This is a genomic window from Dactylosporangium sp. NPDC050688 (assembly GCF_040654515.1).
Taxonomy (GTDB): domain Bacteria; phylum Actinomycetota; class Actinomycetes; order Mycobacteriales; family Micromonosporaceae; genus Dactylosporangium.
The window spans coordinates 92,501-108,394 of sequence record NZ_JBFAIC010000021.1 but is presented as its reverse complement, the minus strand read 5'-3'; the positions used below and the strand labels follow the sequence as shown (position 1 = coordinate 108,394).

Below are 15,894 nucleotides of genomic sequence, written 5' to 3'. Positions count from 1 at the left end.
CTCACGAGCCGGACGGGTGCGGGCCCCAACCGTCGTCCGGCGCGGTCTCCTCCGGCCGCCGGGGCTCGGCCTGCCGGGCCTCCAGCGCGTCGATGATGTCCCGGGCGACGTCCTTCGCCGGGCGCATCGCGTCGACGGGCACCAGGATGCCGCGCTGCCGGTACCAGGCGACGATCGGGTAGGTCACCTCGTGGTACACCCGCAGCCGGTGCCGGATGACCTCCTCGGTGTCGTCCGAGCGGTGCTCGACCAGGGCCCGGGCCAGCAGCCGCCGCAGCAGCTCCTCGTCGTCGGCGGTGAGGTGCAGGGCGACGTCGGCGGTCATGCCCAGCTCCCGGGCGATCTGATAGGTGGCCCGCGCCTGCTCGATGGTGCGCGGCACGCCGTCGAGCACGTAGCCACCGCCGGCCGCCTTCGCGGCGGTGAGCGCGTCGCGGACCAGCGCCATGATGATGCTGTCGGGCACCAGCTCACCGCGGTCGAGGTGGCCCTTGACGGCGGTGCCGATCTCGGTGCGGCGGGCCACGTGGTCGCGCAGCAGGTCGCCGGAGGCGATGTGCGGGATGTTGAAGTGGGCCGAGATCACCGCCGCCTGGGTGCCCTTGCCCGCGCCGGGCGGCGCCACCATCAGTACCCGCATGCTCCTCCTCCGCTCGCCGCGCCGCAGGTCACGATATCGCGGCGGCGGCACGGGGTCAGCGGCCGGCGACCTTCACCCGGTACATGGCGGCGTCGGCGGCGGACAGGATCTCGTCGGCGCCGGCGCTGTCGCCGCACGGGGTGCAGCCGATGCTGACCCCGACCCGCGCCACACTGCCGCCCACCGTGTACGGCGCCGCGATCGACGCCCGCAGCCGCTGCGCGATGCGGTGCAGGTGCTCGGTCGAACCGACCCGGGCGAGGAACACCACGAACTCGTCGCCGCCGAAGCGGGCGGCCACGTCACCGGCGCGCAGCGAGCGGCGGATGCGTTCGGCGACGTGGACCAGCAGCTCGTCGCCGGCGGCATGGCCGAGCTGGTCATTGACCTGTTTGAAGCCGTCGAGGTCCAGGAACAGCACGGCGAAGTGCCGCTCGGTGCCGCGTACGGCGCGCTGCAGGTGCGCCACGAACGCGGCGCGATTCGGCAGCCCGGTCAGGGGGTCGGACAGGGCCGCGCGGCGCAGGTGCTGCTCCTGCTCGCGCAGATCGAGGCCGACGGTGAGCAGGGCGGCGCACTGGTTGACCAGCTCCCGGCCGTCCTCGACCTGGCACTCCACGACACCGACGACGGCGAGCAGCCCGCGGTCGCTGGCGTTGACCTTCGCCGGCACCACGAACACCGTCTCGCCGGGGCCAGCGGCGGCGATGAGCTCCGGCGGCGGGAACGCACTGACCGCCGGCGTGCCCCCGGGGATCGGCGGGCCCGGTCGCCGGCGCCAGCCGGGCGGCGCGGACAGCCTCCCGCCGCCGCTCCATAGTCCGAGCGAGCCGGCGCTGGCCGGGGTGACCGCGAGCCAGCTCAGGTCGCGCGGGTCGGAGCGGCGGTGGTACAGCAGCGCCATGGACAGGTCGTAGTGCGCGCCGATGGTCGCCCGCAGCCGCCACCGGTCGCCGAAGCTCGCCACCTGCCGCACCCGCAGGACGCCCATGATGAGCTCGTGCAGGCAGCCGTCGAGGCGGCGGGCGGTGCCGACGTCGCCGGCCGGGATCTGCTGGGTGTACTCCCGCACGGCGCGGACCACGATCCGCAGCCCTTCCGGCTGGTTCTGCAGGCCGTACAGGGTCAGCAGGGCGGCGCTGGCCGCGGCGTGGTCCGGGGCCTGATCCGGGGCCTGATCCGGGGCTTGGTCCGGGGGCTGGTCCGCGGCTTGGTCCGGGGCGCCGGCGACGGCGGCCTCGGCCACCTCCACGACCGCGTCGACCGCCTTGGCCAGCACGGCGAGGTGCTCGCCGGTGCGCACGGCGCCGGGCGGCAGCAGCATCGACAGGCGTTCGGTGAGCCGCTCCGGGCCGGCGGCCGCGACGGGCGGCGGCAGGCGCAGCACCGCGTCGGTGCAGCCGCAGGAGGCGCGCGGGACGAAGACCGTCGGGACTCTCCGCTCGCCGGGTGGCACCGCGATCCCCGCGACGGCCTGCAGCAGCAGGTCGACGGCCGTGGCCGCCATCACCTCGAGGGGCTGGCGGACGCTGGCGAGGCTCGGGGTGAGGTACGCGGCGAGCTCCGTGTCGTCGAAGCCGGTGAGCGCGAGATCGCCGGGCCAGCGCAGCCCGGCGGCCGCCATGGCCCGCTGCAGCCCGATCGCGTTGCGGTCTGTGCCGGCGACGATCGCGGTGGCGGCGAGGTCCCGCAGGGCGTCGGGGGTGGCCCAGGCGACGCCGCTTTCCAGGTTGTCGGTCGCGGGCACGAACAGCGCGGGGTCGGGCTCGATGCCGTGGGCGCGCAGGGTGCCGGCATAGGCGGCGTACCGCTCGGCGACGTCGGAGGCGGCGACGTTTCCGGTGAAGGCGATCCTGCGGTGCCCGTGGCCGATCAGGTGCTCCACGGCGGCGCGGACACCGGCGCCGTTGTCGGCGACGACGGCCGGCAGCCCGTCGCCGCCGGCGGACTGGCCATCGGCGCCGCCCGCGGTGCGGCCACCGGCACGGCTCGCAGGGTGGCTCTCGGCGTGGCTCTCGGCGTGGCTCTCGGCGTGGCTCTCGGTGTGGCCGAGCAGCACGACCGGTTTGCCGACGGCGCGCAGCCGGTCCAGGTACGCGCCGGTGACCGCGTCGGCGAGGACGACGAACCCGGCGAGGTGCCCCCAGGCGACGGGCGCGGTGAACGCCGGGGTGCCACCGTTGACGGCCATGTCGGCGACGGCGTCGAGGGTCTGCACCGCGACGGTGCGGCTGCCGGCCGCGGCGGCCGCGGCGCTGATCCCGGCGAGGATCGTGCCGTAGTAGGCGCCGCCGACGAACGGCGACAGCACACCGACCACCGGCCCGTTGCCCATGCACACCTCCGGTCTTGCGTATCGGCACGAACCGCGGCCGGATTCGTGTTCCCCGCCGTCGCGGTCACCGTGTCCCGGGCCCGTTTCGGCACCGGTTTCGGCACCGGTTGCGGTACCGGTTGCGGCCGGCCGGTGGAATTGCCGCCGACCAGCGCAGAGAGCGCTCTCTCACGTCGATCCCCCACGCCCGCCCCGGGACATTTGTTAACACTCTGACCAGTAAAAATACTCCCCCGGCAGTCATTGACAGCAATTTTGTAACTCGTTAGAAACGTGAGAGCGCTCTCACGAGCGGCCCCGCCCGGTCGCCCGGACCGCACTTTCGCCCTTGGAGGTTCCCCCGATGAGCCCCACCGACACCCCAGCACGTTCCACACCCCGCACCGCGCCGGCCCGCTCCCGGCGCCGCCGGGTGCTGCTCGCCGCGGCCGCCGCGACCGTCCTTGCCGGCACCGCCGCGGTCACCGTCAACGCGTACGCCTCCGTCCCCTCGACGCCGTCGGGATGGTCGCTGCAGTGGAGCGACGACTTCACCGGGTCGGCGAACACCCTGCCGTCCTCGAACAACTGGCTCTTCACGACCGGCACGCAGTACCCGAACGGTCCGGCCAACTTCGGCACCGGTGAGATCCAGACGTACACCACCAGCACGCAGAACATCGGCCTCGACGGCTCGGGCAACCTGAAGATCACCCCGATCAGGAACAGCTCCGGGCAGTGGACGTCGGCCCGCATCGAGACCAAGCGGACCAATTTCAAGCCGCCGTCCGGCGGCGTGCTGCGCATCGAGGGCCGCCTGCAGATGCCCAACGTGACCGGCGTCGCCGCCGCGGGCTACTGGCCGGCGTTCTGGGCCCTCGGCTCGCCGTACCGGGGCAACTACTGGAACTGGCCCGGCATCGGCGAGCTGGACATCATGGAGAACGTCAACGGCCTCAACCAGGTCTGGGGCACCCTGCACTGCGGCGTCAACCCCGGCGGCCCCTGCAACGAGACCAACGGCCTCGGCGCGACCCGGGCCTGCCCGAACAGCACCTGCCAGGGCAACTTCCACACCTACGCGATCGAGTGGGACACGAGCGTCAGCCCGCAGGTGCTGCGCTGGTACGTCGACGGCGTGCAGTTCTTCTCCGTCAACCAGAACCAGGTCGGCTCGTACTGGTCGGACATGACCAGCCACGAGGGCTACTTCATCCTGCTCAACGTCGCCATGGGCGGCGCCTTCCCCAACGGCGTCGCCGGCTCCTCCACCCCGACCGGCGGCACCGCGTCCGGCGTACCGATGCTGGTCGACTACGTCGCCGTCTACACCAAGGGCGGCGGCGCCACCCCGACCGCCACCGCCACCACGGGCAACCCGACGCCGACCGCGACGTCCGGCACCCGCAGCGCGTACAGCACCATCCAGGCCGAGTCGTACAACGCGCAGTCCGGCGTGGTCCCCGGCAGCGACCAGATCGGCTACCTCGCCAACGGCGACTGGGCCCGGTACGACAACGTCGACTTCGGCAGCACCTCGCCGAGGGACTTCCTGGCCCGCGTCTCCTCCGGCGCCGCCGGCGGCGTCAGCGGCACCGTCGAGGTCCGCATCGACAGCGTCAGCAACGCCCCGGTCGCCAGCTTCTCCGTCGCCAACACCGGCGGCTGGAGCAGCTTCCGCGAGATCCCCGGCAACCTGACCGGCCAGGTCACCGGCAGGCACACCGTGTACCTGCGCTTCAGCAGCGGCCAGCCCGCCGACTTCGTCAACGTCGACTGGTTCGTGTTCCGCAGGTAGGCGCACCACCCCGAGCACCGGTGGTCACAGTGGATGCGGCCCGCTGTGACCACCGGTTTCCATCAGCCCAGCAGCGTCCGGCCGACCCAGCCGCCCGGCTCGCAGCCCGGCGGGATCGCGAACACCGCCGACCCGATCGGGGTGAACACCGGCAGCTGCTGCAGCGTCGCGGGCCGCTGCGAGCACCAGTACCGCACCGGCGGCGGCGAGCAGTTCACGGTTGCGCAACGACATCAGCGATCCTTCACCCTCAACGGCTTTCCTGACGGACACGTGCGACGGGGTAGTCGCCGCGGGTGCCGGTTGAGTTCCCGTCAGCTTTCCGTCCGACCCCGGTGCCACGGCCGGGACGGGGCAGGGTCCAGGATTGGCGCATGCGACTGCACGTGACGCTCCGCGCGCCCCTCGCCGCCGCCGTGGCGGCCCTGCTGGTGATGCTGCTGCCGGCCCAGCCCGCCTTCGCGCACGCGAAGCTGGTCAAGACCGACCCGGCCGCCGGCGCCACCGTCACCGCCCCGCTCACGGCGGTGACGTTCACCTTCAACGAGATGGTGAAGCAGCAGTTCAGCACGGTCGTGGTCACCGGCGCCGACGGGGTGTCCTACAGCGACGGCACGCCGAAGTCCGTGGACAAGACCCTCACCCAGCCGGTGCGGCCGCTGCCGCCCGGCGCGGTGAGGGTCGTGTGGCGCACCGTCTCCGGCGACGGTCACCCCCTGGAGGGACAGCTGACGTTCACCAACGCCGCCGCTGCCCCGACGAGCGCCGCCCCGTCCAGCGCCGCCCCGGCGACCAGCGCGGCGCCACCGTCCACCGCGGCGCCGACCGGCGCGGCGGAGCCTGCCGCGTCCTCCGGCGACGGCGGCAGCGGCCTGCTGTGGGCCGCGCTGGGCGCCGTCGCGGTGCTGCTGGTCCTGGCCGGCGGCGCCGTGTGGTGGCGCCGCCGCACGCCGGGCAGGGGCTGAGCGCCCGTCAGCCGGCCCGGCCGGCGAAGAAGTCGAGGATGGCCGCGTTGACCGCCTCCGGCCGCTCCAGGTAGCCGTAGTGCCCGGCGTCGCGGATCTCGGCGTACCGGGCGCCGGGGATCGCCGCGGCCAGCTCCCGCCCGCGCACCGGCGGCGCCACCAGGTCGTCGGCGAAGGAGATGACCAGCGTCGGGGTGCTGATCCGCCGGTACACCCCGAGCCGGTCGGTGTGCAGGTCGACGTCGAGCTGCGGGCGTACCGCGGCATCGGTGACATCGGGTGCGGCCATCTCGAAGATGTCGAGCCAGTCCTGCACCGCCTGCTCGTCCTGCAGCGTGCGCGGCGACAGGTTCTGCACCGCCCGCATCGCCGCGTCATAGCCGGCCGGCAGCTGGACGCGCTCGTCGTACAGGGTGCGCTCGGCGGCGGCGAGGGCCCGGGAGAACGCGTCGGGCCGGCCGCGGCCCGCCATGAGCACCGCCTGGGTCGCCAGGTCCGGCCGGGTCAGCAGCAGCTCCTGCACCACGTGCGCGCCCATCGACGAGCCGACCAGCCGGCACGCTCCGCCGACCAGCCGCTCGACCAGCCCGGCGGTGTCGGCGACGAGGTCGTCGACGGTGAGCCCCGGCCGGGCCGGGTCGCTCGGCGCGACCCCCCGGTTGTCGAACGTGATCGCCCGGTACCCGGCGGCGACGAGCGCCGGCACCTGATGCAGCCGCCACGTCCGCCCGGCCGCCGCCGTCCCCGCCACCAGCACGACGGCGTCGCCGCTGCCGCTCTCCTCGTAGTGCAGCCGCACCGCCCCCACGGTCACGAACGGCACGGCCGGTCCTCGATGCGCAACTGTCGTCCCCTCCCCCGGATCAGGAGCACCACCGTATCGGAGCGGCCCGCGGCGCCGGTCGCGGCCACGGGCGCACGCCGGGCGGGAGAAGGCGATAGCGTGGCCGGATGGACGCAGCACAGGAGCACCGCGACATCGCCGGCACGTTCACCGGGCGGGTCCGCGGCGTGCCGCCCGGCGGCTGGGACCGCCCGGCGCCGTGCGAGGGCTGGGTGGCCCGTGACGTCGTCGGCCACCTCGTCGAGTGGTTCCCCGGGTTCCTGCGCGCCGGAGCCGGCATCGAGCTGCCGAAGGGCCTGCCGGTCGGCGACGACCCGGTCGGCGCGTGGCAGGTGCACAGCGACGCGGTGCAGGCGCTGCTGGACGACCCGGGCTGCGGCGGGCGCACGCTGAGCAACCCGCACATCGGCGACGTCCCGCTGGACCGGGCGATCAGCCAGTTCTACACCGCCGACGTCTTCCTGCACACGTGGGACCTGGCCCGCGCGACCGGCCAGGACGAGCGCCTCGACCCGGACCGCTGCGCGGCGATGCTGGAGGGGATGCTGCCGATGGAGGCGGCGATGCGCGGCAGCGGGCACTACGGCCCGCGGGTGGAGGTGCCCGGCGACGCGGACCCGCAGACGCGGCTGCTGGCGTTCATCGGCCGTGATCCGCGGTAGGCCGCTCGAGCGCCGGCAGCTCGACGTCCTGCTGGCGCAGCAGATGCCGCAGGGTCACGTCGGCCTCGTAGACGGCCCGGACGCCGCCTTCCTCGGACATCAGCTCGACCGCGGTGCGCAGCGCCTCCACCGCCCGGGACTGGTCGCCCTGCCGGGCGACGCCGGCGGCGAGCAGCAGCCACGCCTCGACGACCACGTCGGGCGGCAGATCGGCGTCGCGCAGCACCAGGTCGGCGCGTTCGATCGCGCGGTCCGGTTCGCTGGCGGCCAGCAGTGCCTCCCCGTCGAGCAGCGCCACATCGGGTGATCCGGGGTCCAGGCCGGCGAGGCCGTCGCGGACCTCCTGGTCGCGGCCCATCGCCAGCAGCAGGCGCAGCTCGGTGAGCGCGGCCTGGTGCAGGATCCACGCCCGGGGCGCCCCGGCACCACGCACCCGGCGCACCGCGGACAGCGCCGCCGGCAGCTCGCCGCGGGCGCGCAGCAGGCGGGCCCGGATCAGGGCGAGGACGGTGGCGAAGGCGGCCTCCTGCGGCGTCCCGGCGAACGCGCCCAGTCCGTCCTCGGCGTCCTGCAGGTGGTGCCAGGCGGCGTCGATGTCGTACCACTCGGTGGCGACCCACGCCAGCGCCGCGTCGGCGGCGGGGTGCCGCCGGCAGTCGACGGCGGCCAGGGCGACGGCCCGCTGCGCGGCGTGGTGCGCGGTGCGCAGCCGCCCGCGCAGCGCCTCGGTGAGGGCGAGGTGCTGCATGCAGTAGGCGAGCAGCTCGGTGCAGCACGGACCGTCCGCGGCCAGGGCGGCGTCGGTGAACGTCTGCGCCGCCTCGTCCAGCCGGCCGGTGCACAGGCGCACGGTCGCTGTGCCGGCCAGGACGTACATCTGCAGCTCGGGGCGCGCCCACAGGCGCGGTTCGCCGACCTGCTCCATCAGGCGGGTGCCGGCGGTGGTGGCCGCCGCCAGGCGTTCGATGTCACCGGCGAAGAACGCGAGCGCCTGGTGCAGCACGCAGGTGGTCAGGGCGAGCTCCAGCGCCGTGCCCGGCGCCGGTTCGATGCTGTGCCCGGCCATCAGCCGCTCGGCCGTGCCCCGGTCGCCGAGGGCGATCGCGAGCGCGGCGGCGATGACCGTGCCTTCGGCCGTCGCCGGCCGGGCCGGCGCGTCGCCGAGCAGCTCGGCGAGCGGGCCGCGGCGCCCGTCGACCAGGACCGCGCACACGGCGAGGTCCTCCACCAGGATCCGTGCCGCCTCGTCCCAGGCGCCGGCCGCGACGGTCTGCGCGACGGCGCCCGCCAGGTCGCCGGTCGCGGCGAGCCAGCGCGCCACCCGCAGGCGCAGCGCCCGGAGGTCCGGCGACCGTTCCGCGAGCCGGGTGCGCAGCAGGGCGCGCAGGAGCGGGTGGACGCAGTGCACGCGCCGGTCCTCGTCGACGGTGTCGATCAGGGCCCCGGCCGCCACGAGCTGCTCCAGCAGGTGCGCGCCCGACGGCTCGCCGGCGGCGGTCGCCACGACGTCCTCGGTGAACGTGTCCAGCAGGGCGACGCCGTGCAGCAGCTCCAGCTGCGGCGCGGTCAGCTGGTGCAGCACTTCGCCGGTGAGGTACTCGACGACGTGCTCGTGGGCGGCCAGGTCCGGCACCGGGGCGGGCGGGTCCTGCCGCATCGCCAGCGCGCACAGCCGGATCCCGGTGATCCAGCCGCCGGTCTGGCGCATCACGTCGGCGAGGTCACCGTCGGTCAGCTCGACGTCGTGCAGCGCGAAGAGGGTCCGTGCCTCGTCGGCTTCGAGCAGCAGGTCACCGGCGGTGACCTCGCTGAGCTGGTCGGCGAGGCGGTAGCGGTGCAGCGGGAACCTGGGCCGGGACCGGCCGATCAGCAGCAGCCGCAGGCAGCCGGCGTGCCGCACCAGGTAGTCGATCTCGTCGAGCTGGTCCTCGTCGAGCCAGGTCGCGTTGTCCAGCACCAGCAGCAGCGAGCGGTTCCAGGCGGCGAGGGCGGCGGCGACCTCCATGACGCAGTCGTGGTCGGGGGCCAGGTCGGCCCAGCGCTCCAGGAGCCCGGCCGGCAGGATGACCCCGGCGGTGCGCAGCGCCTCGATGAGGTGCCGCCACATCCGGTTCGGCTGCAGCCGGTCGTCGCGGTCCAGGGTGAGCCATGCGACCGGGTCGCCGTCCTCGGCCAGCCACGCGGCCACCAGCTGCGTCTTGCCGCAGCCGGCGGGCCCGGTGATCACGGTGACCGGCAGGTCGGTCAGGTTCCACAGTTCGTCCTGCAGGTCCTGGCGGCACAGTGCCCTCGGCACCACCTCCGGCACGGCGAGCTTCGCGTGCAGCAGCGCCGGCGGCCCGGCCGGGGCACCTGGGTCACCTATGTCACCATGGTCGTGCTGGTCTGTGTGCTGCATGCGCGTCGCCCCCTCAGCGCTGTGCATCTACCAACCGTGTGTGTGTCCCGTGTTTCGTGCCTGTGGCGCCGTCGCCAGCGTCGCCCAGACCACCTTGCCGGTCGCGGTGTGCATCGACCCCCACGCTCTCGCTGTCTCCGCCACGAACCGCAGGCCGATGCCGCGGAAGTCCAGCGCCGTGCCCTTCTCGGGTGCGCGGTCGATCACGCAGGGCAGCGCCGGGTCGCCGTCCTCGACGGCGAGATGCAGCAGCTCCCGGCGCCGCGAGGCGGTCACGGTGAACGGTGTCTGCGCGTGCTCCACAGCGTTGGTCGCGAGCTCCGAGACGATCGACCGGGCCGCGTGCAGCAGGTCGCCCAGGTCCCAGGCGAGCACGGTGTCACCGACGAACGACCGGGCCGCCGACGGTGCCATGGCGCCGGGCTGCAGGTCGAGCCTGACCCGTCCGAACCGCGGTGTCCTGCGAGTGAGCGCGTCCTGTGCGGCGGCGACCGTGGCGTAGATCGGCAGCCGGCTCGTGAGCCCGACGGCGGTCAGCCTGCGCCACAGGGCGTCGCCTGCCACGAGCACGAGCGGGACCGGCGGCCGGACCGCGCCGCCGCGCCGCTCGGCCATGAGGACCGCGCCGACCAGCGCCGGGTCGGGCTCCTTGATCGCCGCCAGGTTGAGCAGGAGCGCCCGCGGGTGCTCCGCCAGGCCCTTGCGCACGGCGGACGCGAGATCGATCCGGACACGCGCGTCCCACGGGCCGTCGAGAATGACCTCGACAGTGCCCTGTTCGACGTCGCCGCGCAGCTCCACCCGTGACTCCATCACGGCAGCCCCACTTCACCATTCATCGCGGTGGATCGGACCCTGCACCTCAGACACAGAGTCTGGCTCATCATCCATCAGGAATTGCGTATCAACGCATGATTTCGTTACTCCAGTGATACTTAATATGTACCGCTGGTCATGTTGAAATGCCGCGAACCGCATCGTCCACCGACAATTCGCCTTTAGAGCCGCCACAACGGACGGGTCGGCATCGACGGCCGCCGTAGCGGTCGGCGGCACCGTCGCGTCGGCCTGGACGAGGCCCGTCGGACCGTCCGCGTGATCGCGGAAGTTTCACGCGCGCGCCACCCGTACCGGCGACGGACACCGCGAATCGTTGACGGATGTCGATGCATTGGGCAGGCTCGCCGCATGTCCGGGACCCGAGCGCTGCTGCCGCCACTTCGACTCGCGTGCGTCGCCGCCACCGCCCTGCTCGCCGGCGCCCTGCTGGTCGCCGTCAACGACGCCAGCGGCAGCGTGCCGCCGGCCGCGGCCGCGGCCGGCGCACCGGCACCGTCGGGCTCGGCAACCCCGAACACCTCACCGTTCCCGCCGGCGCCGCCGTCGAACCTGCGGGTCACCGCCGCGACGTCCACCTCGGTGACGCTGAGCTGGACCGCCTCGACCCCCGGGTGCTGCGCGGTCACCGGCTACGACGTCACCTTCATGCAGGCGTTCTACGACGTCGGCCAGGTCGTCGCCCTCGGCAACGTCACCACGGCCACGATCATCACCGACATCCGGCCGGGCCGGCAGTACACCTTCCAGGTCTCGGCCCACGACGACCTCGGCCACCGCTCCGGCGGGTCGAACCCGGTCGTGGTCGTCACCCCGGTCGTCGACACCGGCCCGGACACGGTGCCGCCGGGCGCGCCGGGCAACCTCGAGGCCGACCCGGCCAGCGGCCCCAGCACCACCCTGACCTGGTCACCGGCGACCGACAACGTGGCGGTGACCGGCTACGACGTCTACCGCTTCGACGGCGTGTTCGTCTCCACCCTGCTGTCCACGGTCACCGGGACCACCTACACCGCCGCGGTCGTGTCGCCGCGCGACCAGTTCTACGTCCGGGCCCGCGACGCGGCCGGCAACGTCTCGATCGCCTCCAACGCGGTCACCGTCTCCGGCGGGACCGGCGGGCCCAGCAGCCCGGCGGCGAGCCCGTCGAGCAGTGCGCCGCCCGTGCTGTCGTGCCGCGCGAGGTTCACCTACACGTCCGTGTGGGCGACCGGCTTCGTCGCCGACGTGACCGTCACCAACACCGGCACCACCCCGATCACCGACTGGGTCATCACCTTCAGCTTCGGCGGCGACCAGCGCATCGGCCAGGCGTGGAACGCCACCTTCAGCCAGTCCGGCGCCGCGGTCACGCTCGCCAGCGCGAGCTGGAACCGGGTCATCCCTCCGGGCGGCTCGGTGACGGTCGGCCTGTACGGCACCCGCACCACGCCGCCCACGCCGCCGCCGACCGTGTACGTCAACGGGGTACCCTGCACCGGCTGACGCCCCCCGCCGGTCCACTCGCCACCACGCCCGAGCCACGTTTCGCCTGGTAAAGTGAACGACTCAAGAAAACGGCGGGAGGTGCGGCGTGCAGCGATTCGTTGCGGTGCGCACCAGCGCCGTCGCCCTGGCGCTGAGCCTGTGCGGGCTGCTGCTGGGGTTGTCGCGGGCGCACGACATGCTGCCGGGCGACACGTTCCAGGTCGCGCGCACCGCGGTCGCGACCGCCGCCACCGGGGCCGAGACGCCGCACGGCAGGAAGCTGCCCGAGCCGCGGCAGTCCCGCACCGACGCGCCGCACTGGCTCGCGGTCCTGCCGGCCATCACCGGCCTCGAACCACAACTGCGGGCGGTGTGCGCCGCCCCCATCGCCGTGACCCTCCACGATGGACGGTCGGCGGGGACGCCGGGCTGCCGGGGTCCACCCACCTCCTGACGCACGAGACGACACCTGTCCCACAGCCGTGACCCGCCGGGTCGACGGTCTCGTTGCGTTGTCCTTTCGGAGGTTTCCGTCATGTACCGTATATCACCGCGTCCGCGTCATTTCGTCACGCCGCACGGCCCGCCGGGCCGCCCGTGAGCGCCCTCGCAGCGATCGCGATCTTCACGGTCGCGTTCATCCTCATCGCCACCGAGAAGGTCCACCGGGTGGCCGTGGCGCTGTTCGCCGCCGGCATGATGGCGCTGCTGGGCCTCGTGCCGGGCAAGGACGTGTTCTTCTCCGAGCACGCCGGCATCGACTGGAACGTCATCTTCCTGCTGCTCGGCATGATGATCATCGTCGGGGTGATCAAGCAGACCGGGGTGTTCGAGTTCCTCGCCATCTGGGCGGCGAAACGCTCCGGCGGGCGGCCGTACAAGCTGCTCGTGCTGCTCATGGTCATCACCGCGGTCGCGTCGCCGTTCCTGGACAACGTCACCACGATCATGCTGGTGGCGCCGGTGACCGTGCTCGTGTGCCGCAAGCTGGGGATTCCCGCCGCGCCGTACCTCATCGCGGAGGCCCTCGCCTCGAACATCGGCGGCGCCGCCACGCTCGTCGGCGACCCGCCGAACATCGTCATCGGCAGCCGGGCCGGCCTGTCGTTCAACGACTTCGTGGTCCACATGGCCCCGATCGTCGTGATCCTGTTCGCGCTGTTCATCCTGCTGGCCTGGGTCATGTTCCGGAAGCGGTTCGAGTTCCACCCGGAGCGCGTCGCCGAGGTCATGGCCATGGACGCGCGGTCGTCGATCACCGACGGGCGGCTGCTGGTCCGTTGCCTGGCGGTGCTCGCGCTGGTCGTCACCGGGTTCGCGCTGCACGCCGTCATCCACGTCGAGCCGGCCATCATCGCGCTGCTCGGCGCGGGGCTGATGGTCCTCGTGGCGCGGGTCGACACCGCCGTCTACCTGCAGGAGGTGGAATGGTCGACGCTGGTCTTCTTCATGGGCCTGTTCGTCATGGTCGGCGGCCTCGTCGAGACCGGCGTCATCCACAACATCGGCACGTGGGCGACCGGCCAGGTCGGCGACGACTACTTCCTCGCCGCGACCGGGCTGCTGTTCGGCTCGGCGGTGCTGGGCGCGTTCTTCGACAACATCCCGTACGTGGCGACGATGGCCCCGATCGTCGAGGACATCGTCGCGACCACCGCCGACCCGGCCACCGGCCAGTCGCTGTGGTGGGCGTTCGCGCTCGGCGCGGACTTCGGCGGCAACGGCACCGCGGTCGCGGCCAGCGCCAACGTCGTCGTGCTCGGTATCGCGGCCCGTTCCGGCGAGCCGATCAGCTTCTGGCAGTTCACCCGCTACGGCATCGTCACCACCGTGATGACCACGGTCATCGCATGGGTTTACGTGTGGCTGCGGTACTTCTCGTGACGGCTCAAGGAGGCGCCATGCACACCACCACCAGCGTGCTGCACGTCCTGACCGCGTCGGACGGCCACCGCGTCGGCGTCGCCCGGCACGCCGACGGCCACCGGGAGCTCCTCGTGCACGACCCGGCCGACCCGGCCTCCCGCCGCACCGGCGTCCTGCTCACCGCGGCGGAGGCCGAGGTCCTGGCCGGCGTGGCCGGCGCGGCCGGGCCGATGACCGTCTGCGCGCGGCTGGACCGGCACGACGACGGCATCTGCGTGCTGCAGGTGCTCATCGGCGCCGGCTCGCCGCAGGTGGGTCGGCCCCTGGCCGGCACCGGCGTCGACGGCACGGTCATCGCCGCGGTCGTGCGCGGCGAGCAGGTGCTGCCGCCGCCCGGCCCGGGCTTCCGGTGCCAGGCCGGCGACATCGTCGTCATCGTCGGCTGCCCCGACGCCGCGTTCGACGTGATCGACGCGGTGACGGCGACGGCGGCCTGAACCGGGGCGCCGCGGTCCTGCCCAGGTGCGGCGGGACCGCGGCGCTCGGGTGCTACCCGTCCCGTTCCAGCAGGCGTGGCCGTCAGGTGCGCTATCCGGCCTCGTGGATGTCGATGACGGCCGCCGGGCATCGGGCCGCCGCCTCGTACGCCGACTCGTGGTGCTCGTCGGCGGGGTGCTCGGCCAGCAGCACCACGACGCCGTCGTCGTCGCGCTGGTCGAACACGTCGGGGGCGACGAGCGCGCAGACGCCGGAGCCGATGCACCGCTCGGCGTGGACCTCGACCCGCATCAGCCCTCCGTCTCCAGGGCCGGCACGATCTCGTCCCAGGCCGCGGGCACGGCGACCGGGCCGAGCACGGCGCTGTTGGTCTTGAACCTGATCTCCTCGAACGGCACCGCCAGGCGCAGCGTCGGGATCCGCCGCGGCACGGTGCCCAGCACGGCGGTGAGCTCGAGGCGGGCCAGCTGCTGCCCGACGCACTGGTGCGGGCCGTGGCCGAAGCCGAGGTGCGCGCCGCTGGCGCGGCCGATGTCGAGCCGGTCGCCGTCGGGGTGCAGGGCGCCGTCGCGGTTCGCCGACTGGATGGCCACGACCACGAAGTCGCCGGCCTTGACGGGCTGCCCGGCGATCTCGGTGTCCCGGGTGACCTCGCGCAACAGGCCGCCGCCGACGCCGAGGTAGCGGACCAGCTCCTCGGCGGCGTTGCCGGCCAGGGCCGGGTCGGCGCGCAGCCGCCGCAGCTCCTGCGGGTGCTCCAGCAGCGCGACGATGCCGTGGCTGATCAGGCTGGCCGTGGTGTCGTAGCCGGCGAGCAGCAGCGCGGCGGACATCGACACCAGCTCGGTGTCGGTGAACGGGCGGTCGGTCTGGTCGCTGCGCACGATCATGCGGCTGATGACGTCGTCGCCGGGGTCGGCCCGGCGGGTCACGACCATCATGTACAGGTACTCGAACAGCGGCCGCAGCGCCGCGGCGACGTCCTCGGCGCTGGACGCGCCGGCGTTGAGCGCCTCGGCGGCCCGCTGGAACAGCGGCCGGTCGGCCTCCGGCACGTCGAGCAGCTCGGCGATGACGGCGGTGGTGACGGGCCGGGCGAACGCCGAGTACAGGTCGACGGGTGGTGGCGTGTTCGCCAGTACGTCCAGCTGCCGGTCGACGATCTTCTGCACGAGCGGGCGCAGCTGGTTGATCCGCTTCATGTTGGACACCTCGGGCGCCATGTGCCGGCGGAACCGCAGGTGCTCGGCGCCGTCCATGCGCGGGAACTCGCCCTCCCCGACGGGCACGTCACGGCCGCCGAACCCGAGCAGGATGTGCGCGGCGACGCCGGCCCGGTTGCTGAACAGCTCCGGCTCGCCGAGCACGTACCGCACGTCGGCGTACCGGCTGACCAGCCACGCGTCCACGCCCGTCGGGCAGGCCACCTTGATCACCGGATGCCCGGCGCGCAGATCCTCGTACTCCGGCGGCGGCCCGAACGGGCAGTTCCGCTCCCCCGGCAGCGGCAACGGCGGCAGCGCCCCGGTCTCGTCCTCGCTGACAGCAGTCATCACATGACCCCCGATGGTTCGGCACCCGGCAACAACGATCCATCTTCATCGA

The 15,894-nt window shown here is 73.5% G+C and carries 15 protein-coding genes; 7 read left to right on the top strand and 8 right to left on the bottom strand.

The genetic code is table 11. The features are described from left to right. Position 1: 1 nt before the first annotated feature. On the bottom strand, positions 2 to 640 hold the full coding sequence (locus tag AB0H83_RS21790; protein ID WP_360096700.1) for an adenylate kinase: 639 nt from the start codon (positions 638 to 640) through the stop codon (positions 2 to 4). A gap of 55 nt (positions 641 to 695) precedes the next feature. Beyond that, positions 696 to 2,975 carry a GGDEF domain-containing protein gene (locus AB0H83_RS21785; protein ID WP_360096697.1) on the bottom strand — a complete coding sequence of 760 codons (2,280 nt, stop codon included), beginning with the start codon at positions 2,973 to 2,975 and terminating at the stop codon, positions 696 to 698. 343 nt (positions 2,976 to 3,318) lie between these two features. Between AB0H83_RS21785 and AB0H83_RS21780 the strand changes: the two genes are divergently transcribed. Beyond that, positions 3,319 to 4,752, top strand: coding sequence for a carbohydrate-binding protein (locus AB0H83_RS21780; RefSeq protein ID WP_360096694.1), 1,434 nt, complete (start codon positions 3,319 to 3,321; stop codon positions 4,750 to 4,752). Positions 4,753 to 4,814: 62 nt separating this feature from the next. On the opposite strand, the gene AB0H83_RS21775 is transcribed toward AB0H83_RS21780, so the two are convergent. Then, positions 4,815 to 4,970: a hypothetical protein gene (locus AB0H83_RS21775; RefSeq protein ID WP_360096802.1), complete on the bottom strand. Its 156-nt coding sequence runs from the start codon at positions 4,968 to 4,970 to the stop codon at positions 4,815 to 4,817. Between the two features lie 156 nt (positions 4,971 to 5,126). On the opposite strand from AB0H83_RS21775, the gene AB0H83_RS21770 reads away from it, so the two are divergent. After that, complete coding sequence (locus AB0H83_RS21770) at positions 5,127 to 5,717, top strand: copper resistance CopC family protein (protein ID WP_360096691.1); 591 nt, start codon at positions 5,127 to 5,129, stop codon at positions 5,715 to 5,717. 7 nt (positions 5,718 to 5,724) lie between these two features. On the opposite strand, the gene AB0H83_RS21765 is transcribed toward AB0H83_RS21770, so the two are convergent. After that, the gene (locus AB0H83_RS21765; protein WP_360096688.1) at positions 5,725 to 6,540 is read right to left on the bottom strand and encodes an alpha/beta fold hydrolase; all 816 of its coding nucleotides are present in this window, start codon (positions 6,538 to 6,540) and stop codon (positions 5,725 to 5,727) included. Positions 6,541 to 6,668: 128 nt separating this feature from the next. Here AB0H83_RS21765 and AB0H83_RS21760 point away from each other — a divergent pair, with 128 nt between their 5' ends. After that, positions 6,669 to 7,223 (top strand): TIGR03086 family metal-binding protein, encoded by a 555-nt coding sequence (locus AB0H83_RS21760; protein WP_360096685.1) that lies wholly within the window; start codon positions 6,669 to 6,671, stop codon positions 7,221 to 7,223. Here AB0H83_RS21760 and AB0H83_RS21755 read toward each other — a convergent pair. Beyond that, entirely contained in the window at positions 7,201 to 9,621 is a 2,421-nt protein-coding gene (locus AB0H83_RS21755; RefSeq protein WP_360096682.1) for an AAA family ATPase, read from the bottom strand. The two genes, AB0H83_RS21760 and AB0H83_RS21755, sit on opposite strands and share 23 nt — an antisense overlap. Before the next feature lie 27 nt (positions 9,622 to 9,648). After that, on the bottom strand, positions 9,649 to 10,434 hold the full coding sequence (locus tag AB0H83_RS21750; protein WP_360096679.1) for an ATP-binding protein: 786 nt from the start codon (positions 10,432 to 10,434) through the stop codon (positions 9,649 to 9,651). Positions 10,435 to 10,809: 375 nt separating this feature from the next. Here AB0H83_RS21750 and AB0H83_RS21745 point away from each other — a divergent pair, with 375 nt between their 5' ends. The 4 genes from AB0H83_RS21745 (at position 10,810) to AB0H83_RS21730 (ending at position 14,288) form a co-directional block, all read left to right on the top strand. Further along, entirely contained in the window at positions 10,810 to 11,943 is a 1,134-nt protein-coding gene (locus tag AB0H83_RS21745) for a cellulose binding domain-containing protein (RefSeq protein ID WP_360096676.1), read from the top strand. An 88-nt stretch (positions 11,944 to 12,031) separates the two neighbouring features. After that, complete coding sequence (locus AB0H83_RS21740) at positions 12,032 to 12,379, top strand: hypothetical protein (RefSeq protein ID WP_360096673.1); 348 nt, start codon at positions 12,032 to 12,034, stop codon at positions 12,377 to 12,379. Between the two features lie 143 nt (positions 12,380 to 12,522). After that, a complete protein-coding gene (locus AB0H83_RS21735; protein WP_360096670.1) occupies positions 12,523 to 13,809 on the top strand; it encodes an ArsB/NhaD family transporter in 1,287 nt (428 codons plus the stop codon). Positions 13,810 to 13,826: 17 nt separating this feature from the next. Continuing rightward, on the top strand, positions 13,827 to 14,288 hold the full coding sequence (locus AB0H83_RS21730; RefSeq protein WP_360096667.1) for a TrkA C-terminal domain-containing protein: 462 nt from the start codon (positions 13,827 to 13,829) through the stop codon (positions 14,286 to 14,288). 91 nt (positions 14,289 to 14,379) lie between these two features. On the opposite strand, the gene AB0H83_RS21725 is transcribed toward AB0H83_RS21730, so the two are convergent. Further along, entirely contained in the window at positions 14,380 to 14,580 is a 201-nt protein-coding gene (locus AB0H83_RS21725) for a ferredoxin (RefSeq protein WP_360096664.1), read from the bottom strand. After that, a complete protein-coding gene (locus tag AB0H83_RS21720) occupies positions 14,580 to 15,842 on the bottom strand; it encodes a cytochrome P450 (RefSeq protein ID WP_360096661.1) in 1,263 nt (420 codons plus the stop codon). The genes AB0H83_RS21725 and AB0H83_RS21720 overlap by 1 nt, the downstream gene beginning before the upstream one ends. Positions 15,843 to 15,894: the final 52 nt, after the last annotated feature.